This is a genomic window from Streptomyces yatensis (assembly GCF_018069625.1).
GTDB classification, from domain to species: domain Bacteria; phylum Actinomycetota; class Actinomycetes; order Streptomycetales; family Streptomycetaceae; genus Streptomyces; species Streptomyces yatensis.
Genome location: NZ_CP072941.1, coordinates 3647652 through 3671919, shown reverse-complemented (window position 1 = coordinate 3671919; position 24268 = coordinate 3647652). Strand labels below are relative to the sequence as shown.

Below are 24268 nucleotides of genomic sequence, written 5' to 3'. Positions count from 1 at the left end.
AATCGGAACGAGTAACCCGGTTAACGTACCGGAACGGACGACCCGCTTGTCAATGAGGGGACGGAGATGACGGCGAGGGAAGCGGCGCACGGCGCGGCAGAGGGTGAAGGGCTGCCCCCGAGTGGGCCACTCGCGGGCGGGCCGCCCCCGGAAGGGCTGCCCTCGCGGGCCGACGCGCGGCGGAACAGGGCGCGGGTACTGGCCGCGGCCAGGGCCTCGTTCGCGGCGGAGGGCAGCATGGCGCCGCTCGGCGCCATCGCCGAGCGGGCCGGGGTGGGCGCCGGGACGGTGTACCGCCACTTCCCCTCCAAAGAGGACCTTTTCGAAGCGGTGATCGCCGACAGCGTGGAGGGGTTTGTCGCCGAGGGGCGGGCGTTGGCCGCGGCCGAGGACCCGGGGGCGGCGTTCTTCGGCTTCCTGGAGCGCGTGGTCAGGGAGGCGTCGCTCAACCGTGCGCTGTGCGAGTCCTTCGCCCGGGAAGCACCCGGCCGTTCGCCCGATGCGGCGGTCGGTGCCCGGCGCGAGTTCGGTGAGGTGCTGAGCGTGCTGCTCCAGCGGGCCCAGGAGGCCGGAGCGGCGAGGGCGGATGTCCAAGCGGCGGACGTACAGGCGCTGGTGGCGGGGTGCGCGGCCATGGAGCAGGGGCGGGGCCCCGGGTCCGGGGCGCTGACGGCGGTGATGTGCGACGGATTGCGGGCGGAACAAGCCGTAACGAAAATCCGTAACGGAATAGAGGAGGTCGGCAGCGGAGCCGCCGGTCCGCGTGACGTAATCGGTCGGTGCGAGATGTGCGGCGGCCCGCTGCCCGGCGACCGCACCAGCCGCGCGGGCCGCCCCGCGCGGTTCTGCGGGGCGGCGTGCAGGCAAAAGGCCCACCGGCGGCGCACGCGCGCCAGTGGCTGACCGCCTGCCCGTGACCGATCGGACGCGGAGGCGGCAGGGTGACGCACGTCATGGGAACGCGGCGGCCCGCGCGGACAGTTGAGGGTGTGATCACAGACAGGGACATCAGCCCGGCGTCGGGTATCGGACCGTCGATGAGCGTCGCGGTGGCGGTGTGCGCCCTGCTGGTCGCGGTGGTGCTGACGGGGGCCGCGCTCGCGGCCCCCGGGTCCGGCCTCGGCGTGCGGACGGAAGGCGTGGCCACCGACGTGGGAGCCCCCACCGGCGTGGAAACCGCCACCGGGGTGGGAGGCGCCACCGACGCCAAAGCCCCCACGGGCGTGGGAGCCGCCCCTGGGGGCCCGGCCCGGGCCATCATCCCGGCGGGGTTCGGGGTGGAGTTCGGGGTGGGGTTCAGACCTCCTCGCGCATCAGCCTCAGGTACACCAGCGAGAACAGGGCTCCCACCAGCAGCAACAGCAGTGCCACCGCCGTGCCGTAGCCGATGAGGGACTTGTTGAACGCCTGGTCGTACATGAAGACCGGGAGCGTCTGGCTGCGGTTTCCCGGGCCGCCTCGGGTCATTGCCCAGATGAGGCCGAACACCGAAAGCGTCTGCAGGGTGTTCAGCATCAGATTGGTGCCGATGGAGCGGCGGATCATCGGCAGGGTGATGTGCCAGAAGCGGCTCATCCCGCCCGCGCCGTCGACCTCCGCCGCCTCGGTGATCTCCTTGGGGATCTCGGAGAGGGCGGCGGAGTAGACGAGCATCGAGAAGGCCGTGCCGCGCCAGACGTTGGCGAAGGACACGGCGAGGATGGGCAGGGTGTAGAGCCAGTTCTGGGACGGCAGGCCCAGCCCGTCCAGCAGTGCGTTGAGCGTGCCCTCGCGGCGGAAGAACGCGTACAGCAGGAAGCCCGCCACGATCTCGGGGACGACCCAGGCCGCGATGACGATCGAGCCGGTCAGGGTCCGCACCGGGCGGGAGGCGCGCTGCATCAGGGCGGCGAGGGCCAGGCCCAGGGTGTTCTGGCCGACGAGGGAGGAGAGCAGGGTGAAGACGAGGGTGAGGACGACGGCGTTGCGGAAGTCGTCGTCCCCGAAGGCGCGCTGGAAGTTGTCCAGGCCCACGAAGTCCGTGGAGGACGCGCCCGTGAGCTGCATATTGGTGAAGGCGATATAGACGCAGTACGCGATGGGGCCACCGAGGAAGAGCAGCAGCATGACGGTGGCGGGGGCGAGCGGAAGCCAGCGCAGGGGGCGGCCGCGACGGGGGCCCGGGCGGGCCGGGGTTTCCGTCGGGGCCGCCGCCACTTTGGTCACGGTTGCCATCGGGGCCCTCAGCCCTGGCCGCTCGCCGCCACCGTGGCGCCGTCGGCGATGGAGGTGAGCTGGTCGTCGTAGGACTTCGCGGCCTTCTCCGGTGAGGCGTCGCCCGTGGTCGCCGCCTCCATCGCCTCGCCGATCGCCGTGGACACCTGGGGATAGACGGGGGTGGTGGGGCGGTAGTGGGTGTACTTCACCAGGCCCGTGAAGAAGGTGATCCCGGGCATGGAGGAGGTGTACTTCGGGTCCTGCGCGACGTCCTTACGGACCGCGATCTGGGCGTCGACGATGTCCCAGGTGACCGCGTTCTCCTTGGTCTGGAGCTGCTGGATGAACTTCCAGGCCAGATCGGGGTTCTTGGACTTCGCGGTGATCGCCCACGTCCAGCCGCCGGACATGCTGACCTTGCCGGGCGCCTGCCCGTTCTGGGTGGGCATCGGGGCCTGGCCGAGGGTCTTGGACCACTCGGGCCACGGCTTGCCGCCGGTCTTCAGCCAGTTCTGGCCCAGCCAGGAGCCGTCGAGGGCGATGGCCAGCTTGCCCTCGGGGAGCCATTCGCTGAAGACGGTGGTGCCGACGTTGGGATCGAGGGCGTCGGAGATGTCCGGGCCGAGCTTCTCGGAGTAGACGGTCCTGAGGAAGCTCAGCGCGTCCTGGAAGCCCTTGCCGCCGGTGACCCACTTCTTGGCGCCGGGGTCGTAGAGCGGGTTCCCGCCCGCCTCGCCCGTGCCGTACAGCAGCATCTCGAAGCTCTGCATCACGGAGGTCTCGCCCGGGGCCTTGCCGGTGTAGGTGTTGAGCGGGGTGACGCCGGGGACCTTCCGCTTGATCGTGCGCGCAGCCTTGAGGATGTCGTCCCAGTTCTTGGGCGACCAGTCGGCCGGCAGTCCGGCCTTGGCGAAGATCTTCTTGTTGAACCAGAGGCCGCGGGTGTCGGTGCCGTCCGGGACGCCGTACGTCTTGCCGTCCTCGGCCTTGGCCGCCGCCTTCGCGGTGTCGACGAACTGGTCCCAGGTCTTCCACTTGGCCAGATAGCTGTCGAGGGGGCGCAGATAGCCCGCCTTGATGTCCGAGTTGATCCGGAAGGTGTCCTCGTAGACCAGGTCGGGGGCGGTCTTGGGGGACCGCATCATCTGCTGGACCTTGGTGGCGTAGTCGTTGTCCTGCGCCTGGATCGGGACCAGCTTGACCTTCTTGCCGGGGTTGGCCTTCTCGAACTGCTTCTTCACCTCGGCCAGATGGTTGTCCTTGAAGCGGATCTTGTTGTCCGTGGAGCGGTTGTAGACGACCTTGACGGTGTCCGGGTCGCTGCCCGAACCGCCACCGCAGGATGTGAGTCCTGCGGTGGCGGCGAGGGTGGCGGCGAGGATCAGTGGGGCGGTGGGGCGCACGGGCACGACCTCCTTGCTGGCCTCTGTGGGCTGCGCGCTGACCGTAAGGTCGGCTTCAACGGAAGGTCAATCCCCGTGACCTGGATCGTCACTTGATCGAACGCCGCCGCGGGTGTACGCCCCCGTACGCCCCGGGTGTACGGGGGCGTGGCTCAGCCGGTGGCAGCCGGACTCAGCCGTTGTAACCCGCGAGCACCTTGGTGAAGTCGTACGTGCCCTGGTCGATCCCGCTGCAGGCGTCGCCGTCGGTGCCGGAGCCGCACTTGCGGTCGCGGTTGAGCGACCAGAAGCTGACGCGGGCCAGGTGGTGGCTCTTGGCGTAGGACACCATGTTCTTGAAGTTGTTCAGGGATATGGTCTCGCCCGCGACGTCGGTCTTGCCGTTCATCGAGGAGAAGCCGACCTTGCGGTAGGCGGCGTCGGAGGAGAGGCCGTACGCGCTCGCCACGGTGTTCTTCAGACCGTCCACCGCCGACTTGGTGGCCCCCGCCATGTCGATGGAACCCTGGCCGAAGTCGAACGGCATGACAGCCCAGCCGTCCACGTCGAGCCCGGCGGTGGCGCCGCGCTTGACCAGGTCCTTGCCATTGGAGTCCGGGCCGGAGGTGGTGGTGCCGAAGGTGACGTACACCTTGATGCCGCTGTTCTTCTGCTTGACCGTCTTGAGCGCGTCGACCACCCGCTGGCGGACCGTCGCGTTCTCGAACTCGCTCGCCTCGATGTCGATGTCGATCGACTTGAGCTTGTAGGCGTCGATGACCTTCTGGTACGCGCCGGCCAGGGCGGAGGCGGAGGAGCACTTCTCGCCCAGCTTGTTACCGCTCCAGCCGCCGAAGGAGACGGTGACATCGCCGCCGGCGGAGCGGATGGAGTTGATCGTCGACTGGTCGTTGCCGCCGGTGAGCGCGCGGGAGCCGTCCCACTTGGGGTTGCAGCCGCCGTCGGAGAGCATGAACGCCATCGTGAACTGCGTGGTGCCGGTCGCCGACATGACGTCCGTGGCCTTGGGCGGGGAGCCCCAACCCAGATAGAGGTAGGGCCCGTTGAGCCCGCTGGGCGCGGCGGCGGTGGCGGTGTGCCGCGGCGCCGCCTGGGCGGTGGCCGCCGTGGTGACGCCCGCGGCGAGCATGCCGACGGCGGCGGCGAGGGCGAGTCTGCGGTGGTGCCGGGTTCGAGGCATGGCTGACGGAGCCTCCTGGTGGGGGGTGGGAGGGGGTCGAGCGAGGCGCGATCTGGCGAGGCTGAACCTAGCGAGGCGGCATGGCCGCGACAAGATGTCGGATAGGAAACTTTCCTATCGGGCGAGATTCGGCCGCACGGCCCCCTCCCCGGTACCCGGGGCTCGGCGGTGCCGGGCCGGGCTAGCCGGTGATGGTCCGGTTCCAGAAGTGGTGGATGAGACCGCTGGCCGAGGTCGCCGACTCGATCGTGAAGCGGTCCTGGACCTCGGCCTGCCCGTCCCACAGCGAGACCCCGGTGCCGAGGGTGATCGGCACGGTGACCAGGTGCATGAAGTCGATGAGGTCGGCCGTCAGGAACTGCCGGACGGTGGAGGGGCCGCCGCCGATGCGAACGTCTTGGCCGTCGGCGAGGTCCTTGGCGTAGGCGAGCGCGTCCTCGGGTGTGGCGTCGAGAAAGTGGAAGCTCGTCCCGTTGTCGAAGTGGAGGGGGTCACGTCGATGGTGGGTGAGGACCACCACGGGCGTGCGGAACGGGGGCGCGTCGCCCCACCAGCCTCGCCAGTCCTCGTCGGTCCACGCGCCGGTCTGCGGACCGAACTTGCCCCGGCCCATGATCTCGGCCCCGACGCCCTGCCCCCAGGTGCTGGTGAGGGCGCGGTCGAGGGTGATCGGTTCATCCGCGACGTCCACGCCGTGGATGAACCGCCCGTCGAAGCGCGAGAAGAGCCGCTCGGCACTGCCGATGGGCTGGTCGAGCGTGATGGTCTCGCCCGCGCTGTAGCCGTCGAGGGAGACGAAGAAGTTGTGCACTCGGGCTCTGGCCATGCGGCCCACCTCCGGTGAGTGATTGCGAACTGCAACTGGTTGCTGAACTCTACGATGGAGGGGTTGCGGGTTGCAATCAGTCGGGAGGTGGGAGCGCGATGCGTGAGGAGCCGCGTTCGGGTTGTGCGATCAACGCCGCGGTGGAGGTCCTGGGGGACCCGTGGACGCTGATCGTGCTGCGCGACGTGATCTTCGGTGGACGTCGTCACTTCCGCGATCTGCTGGCCCGGAACGACGAGGGCATCGCGTCCAACATCCTCGCCAGCCGGCTGCGCAAGCTCGTCGAGGGAGGGCTGCTCAGCCGCGACGGTGCCACGCGTGGCCAGAAAGCGACCTACACCCTCACCGAAGCCGGCATCCAGACGCTGCCGGTGATGGTCGCCCTCGGCGCGTGGGGGCTGCGGCACCGGCCCACGACCCCGGAACTCGCGGTGCGTGCCCGCCTCCTCGCGGAGGGCTCCCCGCACCTCGTCGATGAGCTCATGGACGAACTGCGCGAGATCCACCTCGGCGTCACACGCGAAAGCCCCAAGAGCCCCACCGCTTCGGAGCGGCTGCAGCAGGCGTACGAAGCCGCGGTCGCGGCCTCGACCGCGGACAGCGCCTAGTGTTCGCCAGGGGGTCAGAGGAAGTCCGCGACGGTTCGGGCGGCTTCGGGCGGCCCCCGAAGGGGCGCGGGGCTGTGTCGATGTGCGGCTCCGCCGCACGGGCGCGACCAGCCACGACGGCGCCGCGGTCGGCCGACGACGCATCCCGACACTTCCAGCGGAGCGCCTAGTGCTCGCTGAGCCAGCGGTACAGCAGCTCGGGGCGGCCGATCTGCCCGTAGTGCGGGGCGCGGGCGGCTCGTCCGGCCTCCACCAGGTGTTCCAGATAGCGGCGGGCGGTGATCCGGGAGATCCCCACGGTCTCGGCGGTGGCCGCGGCCGAGATCCCCTCCTCCGCGCCGCGCAGCGCCTCGGTGACCGCGTGCAGGGTGGCCTGGGTCAGCCCCTTGGGCATCGCGGCGGGCTGCGGCGCCCGCAGCGCGGCCAGCGCGCGGTCCACCTCGTCCTGCCCGCTCGCCTCGCCCGCGGTCGCCCGGAACTCGGCGTAGCGGAGGAGGCGGTCCCGGAGAGTGGAGAAGGTGAACGGTTTCAGCACGTACTGCACGACCCCGAGGGAGACCCCGTCGCGGACCATCGCCAGGTCCCGGGCCGACGTGACCGCGATCACATCCGCCCCGTTCCCGGCCGCGCGCAGCGCCCGTACGAGCTGCAGGCCGTGCCCGTCCGGGAGGTAGAGGTCCAGCAGCAGCAGATCGGCGGGCGTCCGCTCCAGCAGCCGCTGGGCGTCCCCGCCGCTCCGCGCGGTCCCGACGACGGCGAAGCCGGGGACGCGGTCGACGTACATCCGGTGCGCGTCCGCCGCGACGGGGTCGTCTTCGACGACGAGAACCCGGATCGGCGCCGGATCCCCCGGTTTCGCCTGCGGCGGGCTCATGGACGGATTCCTCTCGGGTGCGGTGCGGTGCGGTGCGGTGCGCGATGCGGTGCAACGCGGTGCGGTGCGGTGCGTGGAAGGCTTAGGGCTCCAATTTACGGAGGGTAACCGCGGGTGGCCAGATCCCTACGGTGACGATTCCCCTACCGCCCGTGCTACGGGCCTTCGGCACCCCGGCTTCCCGCCCCCCGGGCGGCTGGATGTGGCCCCTGGCCGGGGGTGAGGTGGCGGGCGGCGATCCGCTGGGGGAGCCGCGCCCGGCTCGGACGCGCGGGGGTGGCCGGCCGCTCCCGGCGCCGGGCGGGGTGGGGCGCCGTGCGGCGGGCGGCGCTGGGCCGGGCGGGCCCGTCCCGCCGAAGCTCTGGTCGCCCCCCGTGCCGCCCGCGAGCGGCTGGATAAGGCCGCCCGGCGGCCAGGGTGGCGGGGCGCCCCGACACCGCGTGCCGATGCTGGGCGGGGGCATCTCGGCGGGTGCGGCGCGCCGTGCTGCCATGCCGGGATGGGGTGGCCGTCCGGCCGGGCCCGCCCCGGTGGAGCCGAGCCCCTGCCGCGATGGCGCGCCGAGGTGGCGGGCATTCGGCGGACGCGCCGTGCTGCCGTGCGGTGGTCGGGCGGGCGGCCGTCCGGCCGGGGCCGCCCCGTGCGGCGCTCGGGGCGCCTTGGCCCCGGGCGCGGGCCGTTCGGCCGGAGGGCGGCGCGGGGCCGTGAAGGGGGTCACGGTGTGGGGGCCGGGGACGCCAATGGCAGGCGGATCGTGAATTCGGCGCCGCCGTCCGGGGCGGCCGCCACCTCCACCGTGCCCGCGTTGCGGCGGGCGGCCTGGCGGACCAGGGCCAGGCCCAGGCCGCGGCCCGGGGACTTGGTGCTCCAGCCGCGGCGGAAGACCTCCTCGGCCGCCGCCGGGTCGAGCCCGGCGCCGGTGTCCGCGACGCGCAGCGTCAGCTCGCCCCCGTCCGCGCGGGCGGTGACCGTGACGCGGGCGCTGCGGGGGGCCCCGCCGTGGCCGACGCCCTCGGCGGCCGCGTCCGTGGCGTTGTCGATGAGGTTGCCGAGGATGGTCACCAGGTCGCGGGCGGGCAGGCCGGGCGGGAGGACGCCGTCGTCGATGCGGCTGTCGGGGGCGAGGACGAGCTCGACACCGCGCTCGTTGGCCTGGGCCGCCTTGCCCAGCAGCAGCGCGGCCAGCACCGGTTCGGCGACCGCGCCCACGACCTGGTCGGTCAGCGCCTGGGCCAGCTCCAGCTCGGCGGTGGCGAAGTCGACCGCCTCGTCCTCCCGGCCCAGCTCGATCAGCGAGACGACGGCATGCAGCCGATTCGCGGCCTCATGGGCCTGGGAGCGCAGCGCCTCCGCGAAGCCGCGCACCGAGTCCAGCTCGCCGGAGAGCGCCTGGAGCTCGGTGTGGTCGCGCAGGGTGACGACCGTGCCGCGCTGTTCCCCGCTGCTCACCGGAGAGGTGTTGACGACCACGACCCGTTCCGCGGTCAGATGCAGTTCGTCCACGCGCGGCTCGGTGGCCAGCAGGGCGCCGGTCAGCGCGGGCGGCAGGCCCAGGTCGGAGACGTAGCGGCCGACGGAGTCCTCGGGCAGGCCGAGCAGCTCCCGTCCGCCGTCGTTGATCAGCGCGATCCGCCGCCCGCCGTCGAGCATCAGCAGCCCCTCGCGCACGCCGTGCAGCGCGGCCTGGTGGTAGTCGTGCATCCGGCTCAGCTCGTCTGCGTTCATGCCGTGCGTATGGCGGCGCAGCCGGGCGTTGATGACATACGCGCACAGGCCGCCGATCGCGAGCGCGGCGGCGGCCACACCGAGCAGCGCGAGCAACTGGCGGCGCACCTGGGCGCTGATCGTGTCCACCGTGATGCCCGCGCTGACCAGCGCGGTGATCCGGCCGCCGGCGCGGTCGTCGCGCACCGGGGCGACCACGCGCACCGAGGAGCCGAGCGTGCCCGTATACGTCTCGTCGAAGATCCGGCCGCGCAGCGCGGGCTTGATGTGGCCGAGATAGGTGGCGCCGATCTGGCGCGGATCGGGGTGCGCCCAGCGCACCCCGTGGGTATCCATGATCGTGACGAAGGTGACGCCGGTGTCCCGGCGCACCTTCTCCGCATACGGCTGGAGCCGGGCGGTGGGGTCCTCGGACCGTGCGGCCTCGGCGACCGACGGGGAGTCGGCGACGGCCACCGCGGCGGCCGTCGCCCGCTGCCGCGCGGCCGCCACCGCCTGCTCGCGGTCGGTGACGTAGGCGAAGACGGCGCATCCGGCCACCAGGGCGGCGACCAGCACGACCTGCATCGCGAAGAGCTGGCCGGCCAGGCTCCGTGGGTGGGGGATGCGCATGGCCATCAGTCTGCACACGGATCTTTGTATGAACGAAATGAACGGAAGGGTGACCCCCATCACAGCGTGGGGCATAGTCGCCGGGACCGTTCAAGGCGGTGTGCGAGCCGCACACAGTACAGCGCCGGGACAGTTGGACGGCAGATGAGAAGGAGGCAGCACCGTGGCTGCGGACACCACGCCGCCCGCATCCGGGCGTACGGAGCCGGACGGGACGAAGCCGAAGAAAGAAAGGATTCACTACCTCTACCTCGCCGTCATCGGCGCGGTGGCGCTCGGCATCCTCGTGGGCTTCGCGGCCCCCGATACGGCGGTGGAGCTCAAGCCCATCGGCGAAGGTTTCGTCAACCTGATCAAGATGCTGATCTCGCCGATCATCTTCTGCACGATCGTGCTCGGGGTCGGTTCGGTGCGCAAGGCCGCGAAGGTCGGCGCGGTCGGCGGTCTCGCGCTCGGCTACTTCATGGTGATGTCGACCGTGGCCCTCGCCATCGGCCTGGTCGTCGGCAACTTCCTCGAGCCGGGCAGCGGCCTGCACATGAGCCATGACGCGGCCCAGGCCGGACAGAGCCAGGCCGAGGGCGCCTCCGAGTCGACGGCGGACTTCCTGCTCGGGATCATCCCGAAGACGCTGGTCTCCGCCTTCACCGAGGGCGAGGTGCTGCAGACCCTGTTCGTGGCCCTCCTCGCGGGCTTCGCCCTGCAGGCGATGGGCAAGGCGGGCGAGCCGGTGCTGCGCGGCATAGGCCACATACAGCAGCTCGTCTTCAAACTGCTGTCGATGGTCATGTGGGCCGCTCCGGTGGGCGCCTTCGGCGCGATGGCCGCCGTGGTCGGCGAGACCGGTCTGGACGCGCTCAAGGCGCTCGCGGTCATCATGATCGGCTTCTATGTGACCTGCGCGCTGTTCGTGTTCCTCGTCCTCGGGACGATCCTGCGGCTGGTCGCGGGCGTGAACATCTTCCTGCTGCTGAAGTACCTGGCGCGGGAGTTCCTGCTGATCCTGTCCACCTCGTCCTCCGAGTCGGCGCTGCCGCTGCTCATCGCGAAGATGGAGCACGCGGGCGTCAGCAAGCCGGTGGCCGGTATCACCGTCCCCACCGGGTACTCCTTCAACCTGGACGGCACCGCCATCTACCTGACGATGGCCTCGCTGTTCATCGCCGAGGCCATGGGCGACCCGCTCTCCATAGGCCAGCAGATATCCCTCCTCGTCTTCATGATCGTCGCGTCGAAGGGCGCCGCCGGTGTGACCGGCGCTGGCATGGCGACACTGGCGGGCGGTCTGCAGTCGCACCGGCCCGAACTGGTCGACGGCGTCGGCCTCATCGTCGGCATCGACCGCTTCATGAGCGAGGCCCGCGCCCTCACCAACTTCGCGGGCAACGCGGTGGCGACCGTCCTGGTCGGCACCTGGACCAAGGAGATCGACAAGGAGCGGATGAACGAAGTCCTGGGCGGACGGCTGCCGTTCGACGCCGAGGGCTTCGCGCGCCACGGCGGCGGTCACGGCCCGGCCGCCGACGACTCCGACGGGGCCGAGGGCAAGACCCTCCCCGAGCGGCGTGACGGTGACACGGCGAAGGAGCACGTGCCCGCCTGACACCTTGCGCGCACCGCGGCCCTGCCCTCCTGAATCGGGGCAGGGCCGCGGGCGTTTCACGAGCGCGTACGGTGCGCACACGCGCGTCGCGTACACACGCCTTGCGCGCACACGCGCGTCGCGTACACACGCCTTGCGCACACGGCGAATGGCGCCCCGCGTCTTCCCCCCGTTGGAGGACGCGAGACGCCGCCATTGCTACGCCGCCACTGCCCGTCGGCGGTCTCCTGGGCGCCGGAGGCGCCTCAGCGCTCACCGTCCGGCGCGCGGCGCAGCTGTTCCGGGAGGGCCGTCCATTCGGGGCCCTCGTGCAGGGGTTTGACCCAGGCGACGTTGCCGCCGGTGTCGACGTAGGCGACGCGCCCCATGGCCTCGCGTTCGAGGTCGTAGACGAGCTCGCCGATCCGAGGTGTGCTTCGTGTTCCTTCAGCCGTGGTCATGAGCCGCCTCCTCGGCACCTCACTGCCATGCTGTCCCCCGTTCATTGGTGGATGAGGGCCCCGGACCGGACACTTCCGGTTCGGTCGCCGCCGCCGCGGTGACCGGGTGGGCTTCTGGTGCCCATGGGGCCCTCGATGACCGTAGGGTGCTACGAGCCGCTGATATCCCGCTGATGCCTCGCTGACCCGAACCCGTGGGTAGGCTTCCACATGGTCACAGTGAAATCTCTGGTACCAACGGGGGCAGTGTGTGGATGGGACCGAGTTTCGCCTGTTGGGACCGGTCGGAATATGGCAGGGCGAGCGTCTCCTGGGGCCGACCGCCGCGCAGCAGCGGTCTGTTCTGGCGATGCTGCTGATGGCCTCCGGCCGCGTGGTGTCCGTCGACAGGCTGGTGTTGGCAGTATGGGGCGAGGACCCGCCGGGGTCCGCGCGAAACGCCGTGCAGGTGCAGATTTCCAAGCTGCGGCGGATCCTTTCCGCCTTGCCCGGGGCCGAGTTGACGACATCGGCGAAGGGCTATTCCCTGACCGTCGCGCGTGAGCAGGTCGATCTGCACCGGTTCCGCGATCTGGTGCGGGCCGCGCGGGAGGGCCCCAAGGACGCTGGGGCCAGTGGGGCTGCCGGGGCCGTCGGGTCGGCCGCCCGGGCCGCCGGGTTCGCCGAGGGACCCGAGGGCCGGGCCGGGGAACTGCTGCGCGCGGCACTGCAGTTGTGGCGCGGGCCCGCACTGGCGGACGTCGCGGGCGGCTGGCTCCCCGACACCCTGGGCGCCGGGCTGGAGGAGGAGCGGCGGACGGCGGTCGAGGAGCTCGCCGCGATCGACCTGCGCTCCGGACGGCACCACGAGGCCGCCGCGGAGCTGTCCGCCCTGGTGGCCGAACACCCTTTGCGGGAGCGCTCGGTGGCGCTGCTGATGGAGGCGCTGCGGCGTGGCGGCAGGCGGGCCGACGCCCTCGCGCTCTTCCGCTCCACCCGCCGGAGGTATGTGGAGGAGCTGGGCATCGAACCCGGCGACGAGCTGCAGCGGCTCCACCGGGAGGCACTCGAGGACAGCCGGGACGGCCGGGACAGCCGAGACGGCGGCCGGTCCGGGGATCCGTCCGGTCCGCCCGGATCGTACGGGAGCGCTCCCGTACCCCCGGCGCAGCCGTCCGACGCGGCGCCCGCCCCGTCCCCCGCCCCGGAGGGCGTCCCGGCCGCCGACGAGAGCCCCGAGCCCGTCACCGCGCCCGCCGCGGAACTCGCCTCCCCGCCCACCTCCGCCGATCCGCCCCACGCCGGTCCACCCGTCATCACCCCCGGGCCCATCTCTGTCGTCACCGCCGTACCGCAGCAACTCCCCTCCGACGTCGCCCACTTCACCGGCCGGGAGCGCGAACTGGCCGGGCTGGACGCCCTGCTGCGCGCGGGCTCGGGCGAGGGCGGCGGACGGGCGCCCACGGCCGCGGTGATCACCGTGATCGCGGGCAGTGGCGGCCTCGGCAAGACGACCCTCGCGGTGCACTGGGCCCACCGCGTCCGCGACCGGTTCCCCGACGGTCAGCTCTATCTGAACCTGCGCGGTTTCGGCCCCACCGACTCGGCCATGACCGTCGCCGAGGCCGTACGGAGCCTCCTGGACGCCTTCCAGGTGCCCGCCCACCGGATCCCCGCGACCGTCGAGGCGCAGACCGCGCTGTACCGGAGCCTGGTGGCCGACCGCCGGATGCTGATCCTGCTCGACAACGCCCGGGACGCCGAGCAGGTGCGGCCCCTGCTGCCCGGTTCCCCCGGCTGTCTGGTGGTGCTGACCAGCCGTAACGAACTCACCAGCCTGGTCGTCGCCGAGCAGGCCCAGCCGCTGCCGCTCGATCTGCTCGACCGCGCCGAGGCGCGCGAGCTGCTGATCAGCCGGGTCGGTGCCGAGCGGGTGGCCGCCGAACCCGAGGCCGTGGCCGAGGTGATCACGGTGTGCGCCGGGCTGCCGCTCGCGCTCGCCATCGTGGCCGCCCGCGCCGCCGCCCACCCCCGCTTCGGCCTGGAGGCGCTCGCCGGGGAGCTGCGCGACGCCCGCGGCAGCCTCGACGCCTTCGAAGGCGGGGACGCCACCACCGATGTCCGGGCCGTCTTCTCCTGGTCGTACCACGCCCTGGGCCCCGACGCCGCCCGGCTGTTCCGGCTGCTGGGCGTCCACCCGGGCCCCGACATCGCGGCCCCCGCCGCCGCCAGCCTGGTGGGGGTCCCCGTCCCGCAGGCCCGCCGGCTGCTGATCCAGCTCACCCGGGCGCATCTGATCACCGAACGCGCCCCCGGCCAGTACGGCTTCCACGATCTGCTGCGCGCCTACGCCGTGGAGCTCACCCGGGCGTACGACGGGCAGGAGGAGCGCCACACCGCGCTGCACCGGCTGCTCGACCACTATCTGCACACCGCCGTGGCCGCCGGGGCCGCGTTCACCCCGCACCGCGAGCCGATCAGGGTCGAGCCGGTCAGCCCCGGGGTCAGCGTCGGGGAGTTCGCGGGCCACGCCCAGGCACTGCTCTGGTTCAGCCTCACCTATCCGGCGCTGATCGCGGCGCTGCAGCAGGCCGCCGAGACCGGATTCGAGGCCCACGCCTGGCAACTGGCCTGGTCGCTGATGGAGTTCCTGGACCAGCGCGGCCACTGGCACGATCAGCGCACCGTCCACCGGACCGCCCTGGGCTCGGCCCACCGCATCCGCGACCTCACCGGCCAGGCCCACGCCTGCTACGGCCTGGGCCTGGCCGATCTGCGGATGGGGCGCTACGACCGGGCCCGCGGCCATCTGGTGCGCGCCCTGAACCTGCACCGCGAGACCGGCAACGCCGTCGGCCAGGCCCTGGCCCATGGCGCGCTCAACTTCGCCTGTGAGCGGGAGGGCCGCCTTGACGAGGGGCTGCACCACGCGCTGCGCGCCCTGAAGCTGCACCGGGCGGCGGGCCGGCGCAGCGGCGAGGCGTACGCGATGAACAACGTCGGCTGGGCCTACGCCATGCTGGGCGACTTCCAGCAGACCCTCGTCCACTGCGAGAAGGCGCTGAACATGATGCGGGAGGCGGGGGACAGACGGGGGGAGTCCGCGGCCTGGGACAGCCTCGGCTACGCCTATCAGCACATCGGCGACCACCAGCAGGCCATCAGGTGCTACCGGCACGCCGTGGAGCTGCGGCGCGGCCGGGGCGAGCGGGTCCGGGAGGCGGAGTCCCTGCACCGGCTCGGCAGCGCACAGCTCGCCGCCGGGGACCGGGCCGGGGCCCGCGACAGCTGGCAGCGGGCCCTGACCCGGTTCGACGCCCTCGGCCACCCCGACGCCCAGCGGCTCCGGGACGGGCTCACCCGGCTGGGCGAGCCCGACGGCTGACGGGACGTAGGCATCGGGAGGGGCGGCTCAGGAGGTGTGCGGCTCAGGCGGGCCGCAGCCAGATCGTGGCCAGCGGCGGCAGCACCGGCAGGATGGAGGCCGGACGGCCGTGCCACCCCGTGGGCTCGGCCTTCAGCGGCTCGGCGTTGGCCACACCGCTGCCGCCATAGCGCCCGTCGTCGGTGTTCAGCACCTCACGCCACACCGGCACCGCCTCCGGCGTCCCGATGCGGTAGTCCTGGCGGACCACCGGGGAGAAGTTGCTGATGGTCAGCAGCGGGGAGCCGTCGGCGTCGAAGCGGAGGAAGGCGAAGACATTGTCCTCGCGGGCATCGCCCTCGATCCAGGAGAAGCCCTCGGGGTCGGTGTCCCGCTGCCACAGCGCGGGCGTGGCCGCGTACACCTGGTTCAGATCGCGGACCAGATCGCGGACGCCCCGGTGGTCGGGCTCGGCGGAGTACGACGGATCCAGCAGCCACCAGTCCGGCCCGTGCGCCTCCGACCACTCGGCCCCTTGGGCGAACTCCTGCCCCATGAAGAGCAGTTGCTTGCCCGGATGGGCCCACATGAAGCCGAGGTACGCGCGGTGGTTGGCGCGCTGCTGCCACCAGTCCCCGGGCATCTTCGACACCAGGGCCCGTTTGCCGTGCACCACCTCGTCGTGCGAGATCGGCAGCACATAGTTCTCGCTGTAGGCGTACACCATCGAGAAGGTCATCTCATGGTGGTGGTAGGCGCGGTGCACCGGCTCATGCGCGAGATAGGCCAGCGAGTCGTGCATCCAGCCCATGTTCCACTTCAGCCCGAAGCCGAGGCCGCCGAAGCCGCTGGGGCCCACATGGTGGGTGGCGCGGGTGACCCCGTCCCAGGCGGTCGACTCCTCGGCGATGGTGATCACACCCGGGCAGCGGCGGTAGACGGTCGCGTTCATCTCCTGCAGGAAGGCGACCGCGTCCAGGTTCTCCCGGCCGCCGTGCGCGTTGGGCGTCCACTGGCCGGGCTCGCGGGAGTAGTCGAGGTAGAGCATGGAGGCGACGGCGTCCACCCGCAGACCGTCGATATGGAACTCCTCGCACCAGTAGACGGCGTTCGCCACCAGGAAGTTGCGCACCTCCGTGCGCCCGTAGTCGAACTCCAGCGTGCCCCAGTCGGGGTGCGCGGCCCGCAGCGGATCCGCGGGCTCGTACAGCGGACGGCCGTCGAACTCGGCCAGCGCCCAGGCGTCCTTGGGGAAATGCGCGGGCACCCAGTCCACGAGCACCCCGATGCCCGCCTGGTGCAGCGCGTCCACCAGGTACTTGAAGTCGTCGGGGGTGCCCAGCCGGGCCGTCGGCGCGTAGAAACCGGTCACCTGGTAGCCCCACGAGCCGCCGAAGGGGTGCTCGGCCACCGGCATCAGCTCGACATGGGTGAAGCCGAGGTCCTTCACGTACGCCGGGAGCTGCTGGGCGAGCTGCCGGTAGGTCAGCCCCGGCCGCCAGGACGGCAGATGCACCTCGTAGACGGAGAACGGCAGCTCATGGACGCGCCCGCCCTCCCGGCGCGCCAGCCACGCCTCATCCCCCCAGTCGTGGTGGGAGGCATGGACGACGGAGGCGGTGGCGGGCGGGCACTCGGTGCGCCGCGCCATCGGGTCGGCGCGCAGGGTGCGGCCGCCGTCGGGCCGGGTGATCTCGAACTTGTAGAGCGCGCCCTCGCCGACACCGGGCAGGAACAGCTCCCACACACCGCTGCCGCCGAGCGAGCGCATCGGCAGCGCGGTGCCGTCCCAGTAGGTGAAGTCGCCGGTCAGCCGCACCCCGAGGGCGTTCGGCGCCCATACGGTGAAGCGGGTGCCGGAGACGCGCTGGTGGGTCATCGGATGCGCGCCGAGCGCCCGCCACAGCTCCTCGTGCCGGCCCTCGCCGATGAGGTGCAGATCGAGTTCGCCGAGGGTGGGCAGGAAGCGGTACGGGTCGTGCAGCTCCAGCTCGGCGTCCTCGTACGTCACCAGCAGCCGGTACTCCGGGATCTCCCGCAGCGGCAGCACCCCGGAGAACAGCCCGTCCCCCTCGGCCCGCAGCCGGGCGCGCAGCCCGGCGGCGGCGACGGTCACCGAGTGGGCGTACGGGCGCAGGCAGCGGAAGAGCACACCGCCGCGCACGGGGTGGGCGCCGAGCAGATCGTGCGGTGCGTGGTGCGCCCCGGTCAGCAGCCGCCGCCGCTCCTCGTCCCCGAGCGCGGGCGCGGGCCGCACCCCGTGCTCGTCGTACACCTCGTCGGCCTGCCCGCCGCCCCCGGCCACGGGCCGCCCGGCGACGCGCGACGGCTCGGCCGCGCCGTCCGGCTCCTCATGCCGCGCCTGGTCCGCGCGCGGCGCGCGGGGCACGGGCGCGGCACCGTAGGACACCCGCGCCTCGCGGCCGGGGCGGCCACGGTCGGCGGGCTGGGCCTCCTGGCCCGGGCCACCGTCGTGAGTGGGTGCCGCCAACCCCGGGCCGCCACTTCCGACTGCCGCCTCCGGCCGTCCGGCCGGATCCGCCGCCGTGGCGGACGGGTCGGGAGACTCCCGGTGGGACGCGGGCTCGATCCCCGCCGACTCGGCGGACGCGGGGTCCTCCCGGGGGGCCGGGGCCGGCCCCGGGGCGTCCTCGGGGGCCGGGCGCCGGTCGGGGCGCGGATTCCCGGCTGCCGAGGTCGCGTCACGGGGCCCACCCGGTGTGGCCGCTTCGTGGGGCCCGGCCGGTGTGGTCGTGTCCCGGGGCTCGGCCGCCGCGGCGGTCTCGCGTGCCGGGGTTGGATGCGCCTCCGGGGTGACCGGCCCGGGGGAGCCGGCCGGCGGCGGGGCGCCGGGGCCCGGGCGCGGATTCCCGGCTGCTGGACCTGCTTCCCCGGGCCCGCTCGCCGCGATGGCCCCCCGCCTCGGCTCGTCGTCGGGGCTCGGCCGTCGGTCCGGGTGCGGGTTCCCGGCTGCTGAGGACGCCGACGGGGGCCCGGCCGCCGCGGCGGCCTCCCGCGCCGGGGCGGGGTCCGTCGCCGAAGCCGGGTCCGCCTGGGCGGCGTCCGGGCCGGGGGAGGTGGTCGGCGTTGTGCGGTCCGCGCTCTCGCCCGGCCGGACGGGCTCGGGGCCCGGGTGCGCGGTGGCGGGCTGGGGCCGCGGATAGGTGCGGCCGGGGAGGAACGTCGGGGGGACGCCCGGGACCGCCGGACCGGTCGTGGTGGCGGGTGGGTGGCCCGGTCCCTCGTCGGACGGGTGCTGGCCGGACGGCGGTCGTGCGGTCACGGGGTGGTCCTCCCGGAGGTGTCGGGCGTCGGACGGTCGGAAGCGGGGATGCGGACGGGGACCGTGCGGCGGCGGTCCGTGGGCGGGGGCCCGGCGCCGGGCCCCCGCGCCGGGGCCCAGAGCAGGGCCGGGGCCGGTGCCGCCCGTGGCCCCATGGGTCAGGCGCGGGCGGTGGCGAGGCGGCGGATCGCGGTCATCGGGACCGACAGCCAGTCGGGGCGGTGCCGCGCCTCGTAGAGCACTTCGTAGACGGCCTTGTCGGTCTCATGGGCGCGCAGCAGCTCCGGTTCGTCGCGCGGATCGGTGCCGGAGGCCTCCGCATAGCCCGCGCAGTAGGCGGCGCGGGTGCGGCCCGCCCACTCCTGCGGGCGCTCATGGCGTCCCACGGCCGCCGCGTAGTCGAAGGACCGCAGCATGCCGGCGATATCGCGCACCGGCGGCTGCGCGCGGCGGCGTTCGGCCAGCGGGCGGGACGGCTCGCCCTCGAAGTCGATCAGCGACCAGCGCCCGCCACCGCTACCGTCCCCGCTACCACCTCCGCCGCCGACGTCCCCGGTCAGCAGCGCCTGCCCCAGATGCAGATCGCCGTGGATGCGCTGGGCCGCCCAGGTGCGCCCCGCGCGCCCCAGCGCGGCCAGATCCTCGTAGGCGCCGTGCAATTCGGCGCGGTAGGGCTGGAGGGCGGGCACCGCGGCGGCGGCCGAATCCAGCCGTTCGCTCATGGCGGCGGCGAGATGGTCGATCTGCGGGCGGCGCAACACGGAGGTGGGCAGGGCGCGGGCCATCGCCAGATGGACCTCGGCGGTCGCGTGCCCCAGCGCCCGGGCGGCCTCGGTGAAGTCGCCCCCGGCGGCCAGGGCGTCGAGCGCGAGCTGCCAGCCGTCCCGGGAACCGGCCAGGAACGGCTGCAGCACCCCCAGGGTGACGGGCTCCGGCGGCGGCACGGCGCCCTCGGCAAGCGGCTCGGCCTCGAACCAGGCGGCGGGCGCGGGCACCCGGGTGCAGCCGGTGTGGGCGAGCGCGAGGGGGAGTTCGAGGTCGGGGTTGGTGCCGGGGCTGACCCGGCGGAAGAGTTTGAGAATAAACGTATCGCCATAGATCACCGAGGAGTTGGACTGCTCGGCGGTCATCACCCGGGGCGGCAGCGCGGAGGGGATCGCGCTGGACGGCTCCCGTACGAAGCGCAGCGGGCCGAGCCGCCCGGGCGTCCGCAGCCGCTCCAGCAGCAGCGTGGTGAGCCGGGGGTCGAACAGCGCCTCGTACACCGTCTGCCCGTCCAGCGGCCCGCCGCTGGGCCGGCCGATGAGCGCGGGGGCGAGCGGCGGCGGAAGGGTGGGGCGCGCCCCGAGCAGGAGCTGGTAGCAGTCGCTGGCTGCCGCCCCGCGCCGGTGGCCGCAGCCGAAGCCGTGCCGGTGGCCTGGCGGCTCCGGCTGCTGGGCGCGGATCAGCAGATGGAGCAGCCCGGGCATGCCGCCGCCCGCCCGCCACGGCAGCAGCTCGGTCGCGGAGACCAGCGCGAAGCCGGTGACGGGACGGCCCTTGCCCGCGAACCAGCGCTGGCGGGGCAGCCACTCGGCGAGCAGCGGCGCGAGCGAGGCGAGCAGCCCGGACGGGCCCGCTGCCGCGGCCGCGGCAGCGGCCGTGGCGGTGCGGGTGGCGGACGTCGGGGGCTGGTCCCGCGGTACGGCGGGCGGCGGGTGTTGTGCCCCCCGGGAGAGCGGAGCTTCCGGCATGGCGTCGCGTCCTTTCCCCGGGCACACGACAGATCAGGGCAAAGTGTCCCGGATTGCGGCATTGACTGTGCGACGGTGCGGGACGTGTCGGGCGAGGATCGTCCGTACGGCGAGCTCGGTGTACGCGATCGGGTCCGCCGGTGGCGCATGTGAGTACAGAGTGCCCATGACGGGGGGTCGAAAACGCCCGTACGCGCCCGAGATGGACGCGTACGGAGGAGCGAGGGGCGGGGCGGAGGGTGTGCCCTGTGTGCCCTGGCCGAAACCACGTGGCCGGGCGGGGCGCCTGCGGCGGGCCGTTCCCCTCCCCGCCCCTTCCCGAAACTGGGGCTCCGCCCCAGACCCCGCTCCTCAAGCGCCGGAGGGGCTGGGTGGTGGGGTTCTGTCCCAGGCCCTGCTCCTCGAGCGCCGGAGGGGCTGGGTGGTGGGGTTCTGCCCCAGGCCCTGCTCCTCGAGCGCCGGAGGGGCTGGGTGGTGGGGTTCTGCCCCAGGCCCTGCTCCTCGAGCGCCGGAGGGGCTGGGGGCGGCGGGGCTCTGCCCCAGACTCCGCTCCTCGAGCGCCGGAGGGGCTGGAGGGCGGGGCTTCCGCCCTCAGGCCCCGGGGTCCAAGGGCGGAGGCCCCGGTGCCCCGTGCCCCTTCCAGGCGTCTCACTCGGCCCAGTGGTCCATCGGTTCGCCTCGCCGCAGCCGGAACCAGTAGAAGCCGTGGCCGGCCATGGTCAGCAGATACGGCAGCTCCCCGATGGCCGGGAAGCGGACCCCGCCGATCAGCTCGACCGGATGGCGGCCGGCGAAGGACTGCAGATCCAGCTCGGTGGGCTGGGCGAAGCGCGAGAAGTTGTTCACGCACAGCACCAAGTCGTCCTCGCCGTCCCGGGTGGAGGGGGCCTCGCGCAGGAAGGCGAGGACCGCCGGGTTGGAGGACGGCAGCTCGGTGAAGGAGCCGAGCCCGAAGGCGGGGTTCTGCTTCCGGATCTCGATCATCCGGCGGGTCCAGTGCAGCAGCGAGGACGGGCTGCTCATGGCCGCCTCGACATTGGTGACCTGATAGCCGTAGACCGGGTCCATGATGGTCGGCAGGAACAGCCGCCCCGGATCGCAGGAGGAGAAGCCCGCGTTGCGGTCGGGGGTCCACTGCATGGGGGTGCGCACGGCGTCGCGGTCGCCGAGCCAGATGTTGTCCCCCATGCCGATCTCGTCGCCGTAGTAGAGGATCGGGGAGCCGGGCAGGGACAGCAGCAGCGCGGTGAACAGCTCGATCTGGTTGCGGTCGTTGTCCAGCAGGGGGGCGAGTCGTCTGCGGATGCCGATGTTGGCCCGCATTCTGGGGTCCTTGGCGTACTCCGCGTACATGTAGTCGCGCTCTTCGTCGGTGACCATCTCCAGCGTCAGCTCGTCGTGGTTGCGCAGGAAGATGCCCCACTGGCAGCCGGAGGGGATGGCGGGGGTCTTGGCGAGGATCTCCGAGACCGGATAGCGGGACTCGCGCCGCACCGCCATGAAGATGCGCGGCATCACCGGGAAGTGGAAGGCCATATGGCATTCGTCGCCGCCCGCCGCGAAGTCGCCGAAGTAGTCGACGACGTCCTCCGGCCACTGATTGGCCTCGGCCAGCAGCACGGTGTCGGGGTAGTGGGCGTCGATCTCGGCCCGGACGCGCTTGAGCAGTTCATGGGTGCGCGGGAGGTTCTCGCAGTTGGTGCCCTCCTCGGCATACAGATACGGGACGGCGTCGAGCCGGAATCCGTCGATGCCCAGGTCCAGCCAGAAGCGCAGGGCGGCCAGTACTTCCTCCTGGACGGCCGGGTTCTCGAAGTTGAGGTCCGGCTGGTGCGAGAAGAAGCGGTGCCAGTAGTACTGCTTGCGTACCGGATCAAAGGTCCAGTTGGACGCCTCGGTGTCGACGAAGATGATCCGCGCGTCCTGGTACTGCTTGTCGTCGTCGGCCCATACGTAGTACTCGCCGTACGGTCCGTCCGGGTCGCTGCGGGACTCCTGGAACCACGGATGCTGGTCGCTCGTGTGGTTCATGACAAAATCGATGATCACGCGCATCCCGCGCTGATGCGCGGCGTCGACGAACTCCACGAAGTCCGCGAGGTCCCCGAACTCCGGCAGCACGGCGGTGTAGTCCGAGACGTCATAGCCGCCGTCGCGCAGCGGTGAGGCGAAGAACGGTGGCAGCCACAGGCAGTCCACGCCCAGCCACTGCAGATAGTCCAGCTTGGCGGTCAGGCCCTTGAGGTCGCCGACGCCGTCCCCGTTGCTGTCCTGGAAGGAGCGGACCAGGACCTCGTAGAAGACGGCGCGCTTGAACCAGTCGGGATCACGGTCCTTCGCGGGTGTGTCCTCGAATGTGTCCGGTACGGGCTCATTGACGATCATGTTGTGGGTGACCCTCCGATCGGTGAGGACGGTCGCAGGGACAGCACATGCGCCGGAGCCGGCCCACGCCCCGGCTCCAGGCGCACATAGTTGTCCCTGCCCCAGTGATAGGTCTCGCCGGTGAGCTCGTCGCGCACCGGGACGGACTCATGCCACTCGAGGCCGAGTTCCGGCATGTTCAACGAGACCGTCGCCTCCTGGGTGTGGTGAGGGTCCAGGTTGACGACCGTGACCACACACGAGTCGCCCGCGCGCTTGGAGTAGACGATGACGGAATCGTTGTCGGCGTGGTGGAATCTGAGGTTGCGCAGCCGCCGCAGGGCGGGATGGCGGCGGCGCAGCCGGTTCAGCCGGGCGAGCAGGGGGGTGATCGTTCTGCCCTCGCGCTCGGCCGCCGCCCAGTCGCGCGGCCGCAGCTGGTACTTCTCCGAGTCCAGGTACTCCTCGCTGCCCGCGCGCACCGGGGTGTTCTCGCACAGTTCGTAGCCCGCGTAGACGCCCCAGGTGGGGGAGAGGGTGGCGGCGAGCACGGCCCGCGCCTCGAAGGCGGGGCGGCCGCCCTCCTGGAGGTGGGCGTGGAGGATGTCGGGGGTGTTGACGAAGAAGTTGGGCCGCATCCAGGCGGCCGCGTCCCCGGCCAGCTCGGTGAGGTAGTCGGTGAGCTCCTGTTTGGTGTTCCGCCAGGTGAAGTAGGTGTACGACTGGTGGAAGCCGACCGCGCCGAGGGTGTTCATCATCGCCGGGCGGGTGAACGCCTCGGCGAGGAAGAGGACATCGGGGTGGGTGCGGTGGATGTCGCCGAGCACCTTCTCCCAGAAGACCACCGGCTTGGTGTGCGGATTGTCCACCCGGAAGATCCGCACCCCGTGCTCCATCCAGAAGCGCAGCACCCGCTCGGTCTCCCGGACCAGGCCGTGGAAGTCCCGGTCGAAGGCGATCGGATAGATGTCCTGGTACTTCTTGGGCGGGTTCTCGGCGTACGCGACGGTGCCGTCGGCGCGCTGGTGGAACCATTCGGGGTGCTCGGTGACCCAGGGGTGGTCCGGGGAGCACTGGAGCGCGAAGTCCAGCGCGACCTCCATGCGCAGCTCGCGGGCGCGCGCCACGAAGTGGTCGAAGTCCTCCAGGGTGCCCAGGTCCGGGTGGATCGCGTCATGGCCGCCGTCGGCCGAGCCGATGGCCCACGGGGAGCCCACGTCGAAGGGGCCGGCGGAGAGGGTGTTGTTGGGGCCCTTGCGGAAGGCGGTGCCGATGGGGTGGATCGGCGGCAGATAGACGACGTCGAAGCCCGCGGCGGCCAGGGCGGGCAGCCGCTCGGCGGCGGTGCGCAGGGTGCCGCTGACCGGCCGCCGCCCCTCGGTCACCCTGGCCCCCTCCGAGCGCGGGAAGAGTTCGTACCAGGAGCCGAACAGCGCCCGCTCCCGGTCCACCTGGAGCGGCATGGGGCGTGATGAGGTGACCAACTCCCGCAGCGGGTGGCGGTCGAGGGCCGCGGTCACATCGGGCGCGAGCGCCGCGGCGAGCCGGTCGGCCACCGGGCGGCGCTCGTCGCGCAGCCCGTCGACGGCCGCCAGGACCGCCTCCCGGCCGTCGTTCTTGGGCACTCCGGTGGCGGCCCGCTCATGCAGCCGGGCCCCCTCCTCCAGGACCAGATCGGTGTCGATCCCGGCCGGGATCTTGATCCGGGCGTGGTGGCGCCAGGTGGCGATCGGATCGCTCCAGGCCTCGACCGTGTACGTCCAGCGGCCGGGCGCGCCGGGGGTGACCTCGGCGCCCCAGCGGTCGGTGCCGGGGGCGAGTTCGCGCATCGGGGTCCAGGGGCCCGAGCGCCCGGACGGATCGCGGAGGACCACATTGGCGTTGACCGCGTCATGGCCCTCCCGGAACACGGTGGCGCTGACCTCGAAGGTCTCGTCCACCACCGCCTTGGCGGGGCGGCGGCCGCAGTCGATCAGCGGGCGGATATCCAGAATGGGAATGCGACCGATCATAGGATCACCTGACGGCGTTGCGGATGGAGACGCTAGGGCGGCTTTTGTCCTTTGTATCGGTTTTGC

The 24268-nt window shown here is 72.4% G+C and carries 15 protein-coding genes; 4 read left to right on the top strand and 11 right to left on the bottom strand.

Annotated features, from left to right (window positions below):
* The first annotated feature begins 66 nt into the window (after positions 1-66).
* Positions 67-903, top strand: coding sequence for a TetR/AcrR family transcriptional regulator (locus J8403_RS14755; RefSeq protein ID WP_211123597.1), 837 nt, complete (start codon positions 67-69; stop codon positions 901-903).
* 393 nt (positions 904-1296) lie between these two features.
* On the opposite strand, the gene J8403_RS14750 is transcribed toward J8403_RS14755, so the two are convergent.
* The 4 genes from J8403_RS14750 to J8403_RS14735 form a co-directional block, all read right to left on the bottom strand.
* On the bottom strand, positions 1297-2214 hold the full coding sequence (locus J8403_RS14750; RefSeq protein WP_211123596.1) for a carbohydrate ABC transporter permease: 918 nt from the start codon (positions 2212-2214) through the stop codon (positions 1297-1299).
* Between the two features lie 8 nt (positions 2215-2222).
* Positions 2223-3599, bottom strand: coding sequence for an ABC transporter substrate-binding protein (locus tag J8403_RS14745; RefSeq protein WP_211123595.1), 1377 nt, complete (start codon positions 3597-3599; stop codon positions 2223-2225).
* Between the two features lie 172 nt (positions 3600-3771).
* Entirely contained in the window at positions 3772-4779 is a 1008-nt protein-coding gene (locus tag J8403_RS14740) for a chitinase (protein WP_211123594.1), read from the bottom strand.
* Positions 4780-4960: 181 nt separating this feature from the next.
* Entirely contained in the window at positions 4961-5605 is a 645-nt protein-coding gene (locus tag J8403_RS14735; protein ID WP_211123593.1) for a dihydrofolate reductase family protein, read from the bottom strand.
* Between the two features lie 98 nt (positions 5606-5703).
* Between J8403_RS14735 and J8403_RS14730 the strand changes: the two genes are divergently transcribed.
* Positions 5704-6213 carry a winged helix-turn-helix transcriptional regulator gene (locus tag J8403_RS14730; RefSeq protein ID WP_211123592.1) on the top strand — a complete coding sequence of 170 codons (510 nt, stop codon included), beginning with the start codon at positions 5704-5706 and terminating at the stop codon, positions 6211-6213.
* Between the two features lie 166 nt (positions 6214-6379).
* Here J8403_RS14730 and J8403_RS14725 read toward each other — a convergent pair whose 3' ends face one another.
* Together J8403_RS14725 and J8403_RS14720 are read right to left on the bottom strand one after the other, a co-directional pair.
* Entirely contained in the window at positions 6380-7087 is a 708-nt protein-coding gene (locus J8403_RS14725) for a response regulator (RefSeq protein WP_093464769.1), read from the bottom strand.
* A gap of 714 nt (positions 7088-7801) precedes the next feature.
* On the bottom strand, positions 7802-9424 hold the full coding sequence (locus J8403_RS14720) for a sensor histidine kinase (RefSeq protein WP_211123591.1): 1623 nt from the start codon (positions 9422-9424) through the stop codon (positions 7802-7804).
* Positions 9425-9587: 163 nt separating this feature from the next.
* Between J8403_RS14720 and J8403_RS14715 the strand changes: the two genes are divergently transcribed.
* Positions 9588-11027: a cation:dicarboxylate symporter family transporter gene (locus J8403_RS14715; RefSeq protein ID WP_211123590.1), complete on the top strand. Its 1440-nt coding sequence runs from the start codon at positions 9588-9590 to the stop codon at positions 11025-11027.
* Between the two features lie 245 nt (positions 11028-11272).
* On the opposite strand, the gene J8403_RS14710 is transcribed toward J8403_RS14715, so the two are convergent.
* Positions 11273-11467: a hypothetical protein gene (locus J8403_RS14710; RefSeq protein WP_093464772.1), complete on the bottom strand. Its 195-nt coding sequence runs from the start codon at positions 11465-11467 to the stop codon at positions 11273-11275.
* Positions 11468-11741: 274 nt separating this feature from the next.
* Between J8403_RS14710 and J8403_RS14705 the strand changes: the two genes are divergently transcribed.
* Complete coding sequence (locus tag J8403_RS14705) at positions 11742-14831, top strand: AfsR/SARP family transcriptional regulator (RefSeq protein WP_246585845.1); 3090 nt, start codon at positions 11742-11744, stop codon at positions 14829-14831.
* A 43-nt stretch (positions 14832-14874) separates the two neighbouring features.
* Here the strand turns inward: J8403_RS14705 and glgB are convergent, their stop codons facing one another.
* From glgB to J8403_RS14685, 4 genes are all read right to left on the bottom strand, one after another.
* Positions 14875-17115 carry a 1,4-alpha-glucan branching enzyme gene (glgB, locus tag J8403_RS14700; RefSeq protein ID WP_425519895.1) on the bottom strand — a complete coding sequence of 747 codons (2241 nt, stop codon included), beginning with the start codon at positions 17113-17115 and terminating at the stop codon, positions 14875-14877.
* A 1136-nt stretch (positions 17116-18251) separates the two neighbouring features.
* Complete coding sequence (locus tag J8403_RS14695) at positions 18252-19826, bottom strand: maltokinase N-terminal cap-like domain-containing protein (RefSeq protein WP_211123588.1); 1575 nt, start codon at positions 19824-19826, stop codon at positions 18252-18254.
* A 648-nt stretch (positions 19827-20474) separates the two neighbouring features.
* Positions 20475-22211 (bottom strand): maltose alpha-D-glucosyltransferase, encoded by a 1737-nt coding sequence (gene treS / locus J8403_RS14690; protein WP_211123587.1) that lies wholly within the window; start codon positions 22209-22211, stop codon positions 20475-20477.
* The gene (locus tag J8403_RS14685) at positions 22208-24202 is read right to left on the bottom strand and encodes an alpha-1,4-glucan--maltose-1-phosphate maltosyltransferase (protein WP_211123586.1); all 1995 of its coding nucleotides are present in this window, start codon (positions 24200-24202) and stop codon (positions 22208-22210) included. The genes treS and J8403_RS14685 overlap by 4 nt, the downstream gene beginning before the upstream one ends.
* Positions 24203-24268 lie beyond the last annotated feature (66 nt).

Excerpts from the sequence above, each read along its gene's own strand:
- J8403_RS14740 (WP_211123594.1), bottom strand. The coding sequence starts at position 4,779 with ATGCCTCGAACCCGGCACCACCGCAGACTCGCCCTCGCCGCCGCCGTC.
- J8403_RS14710 (WP_093464772.1), bottom strand. The coding sequence starts at position 11,467 with ATGACCACGGCTGAAGGAACACGAAGCACACCTCGGATCGGCGAGCTC.
- treS (WP_211123587.1), bottom strand. The coding sequence starts at position 22,211 with ATGATCGTCAATGAGCCCGTACCGGACACATTCGAGGACACACCCGCG.
- J8403_RS14755 (WP_211123597.1), top strand. The coding sequence starts at position 67 with ATGACGGCGAGGGAAGCGGCGCACGGCGCGGCAGAGGGTGAAGGGCTG.
- J8403_RS14730 (WP_211123592.1), top strand. The coding sequence starts at position 5,704 with ATGCGTGAGGAGCCGCGTTCGGGTTGTGCGATCAACGCCGCGGTGGAG.
- J8403_RS14695 (WP_211123588.1), bottom strand. The coding sequence starts at position 19,826 with ATGCCGGAAGCTCCGCTCTCCCGGGGGGCACAACACCCGCCGCCCGCC.
- J8403_RS14720 (WP_211123591.1), bottom strand. The coding sequence starts at position 9,424 with ATGCGCATCCCCCACCCACGGAGCCTGGCCGGCCAGCTCTTCGCGATG.
- J8403_RS14735 (WP_211123593.1), bottom strand. The coding sequence starts at position 5,605 with ATGGCCAGAGCCCGAGTGCACAACTTCTTCGTCTCCCTCGACGGCTAC.
- J8403_RS14725 (WP_093464769.1), bottom strand. The coding sequence starts at position 7,087 with ATGAGCCCGCCGCAGGCGAAACCGGGGGATCCGGCGCCGATCCGGGTT.
- J8403_RS14685 (WP_211123586.1), bottom strand. The coding sequence starts at position 24,202 with ATGATCGGTCGCATTCCCATTCTGGATATCCGCCCGCTGATCGACTGC.
- J8403_RS14750 (WP_211123596.1), bottom strand. The coding sequence starts at position 2,214 with ATGGCAACCGTGACCAAAGTGGCGGCGGCCCCGACGGAAACCCCGGCC.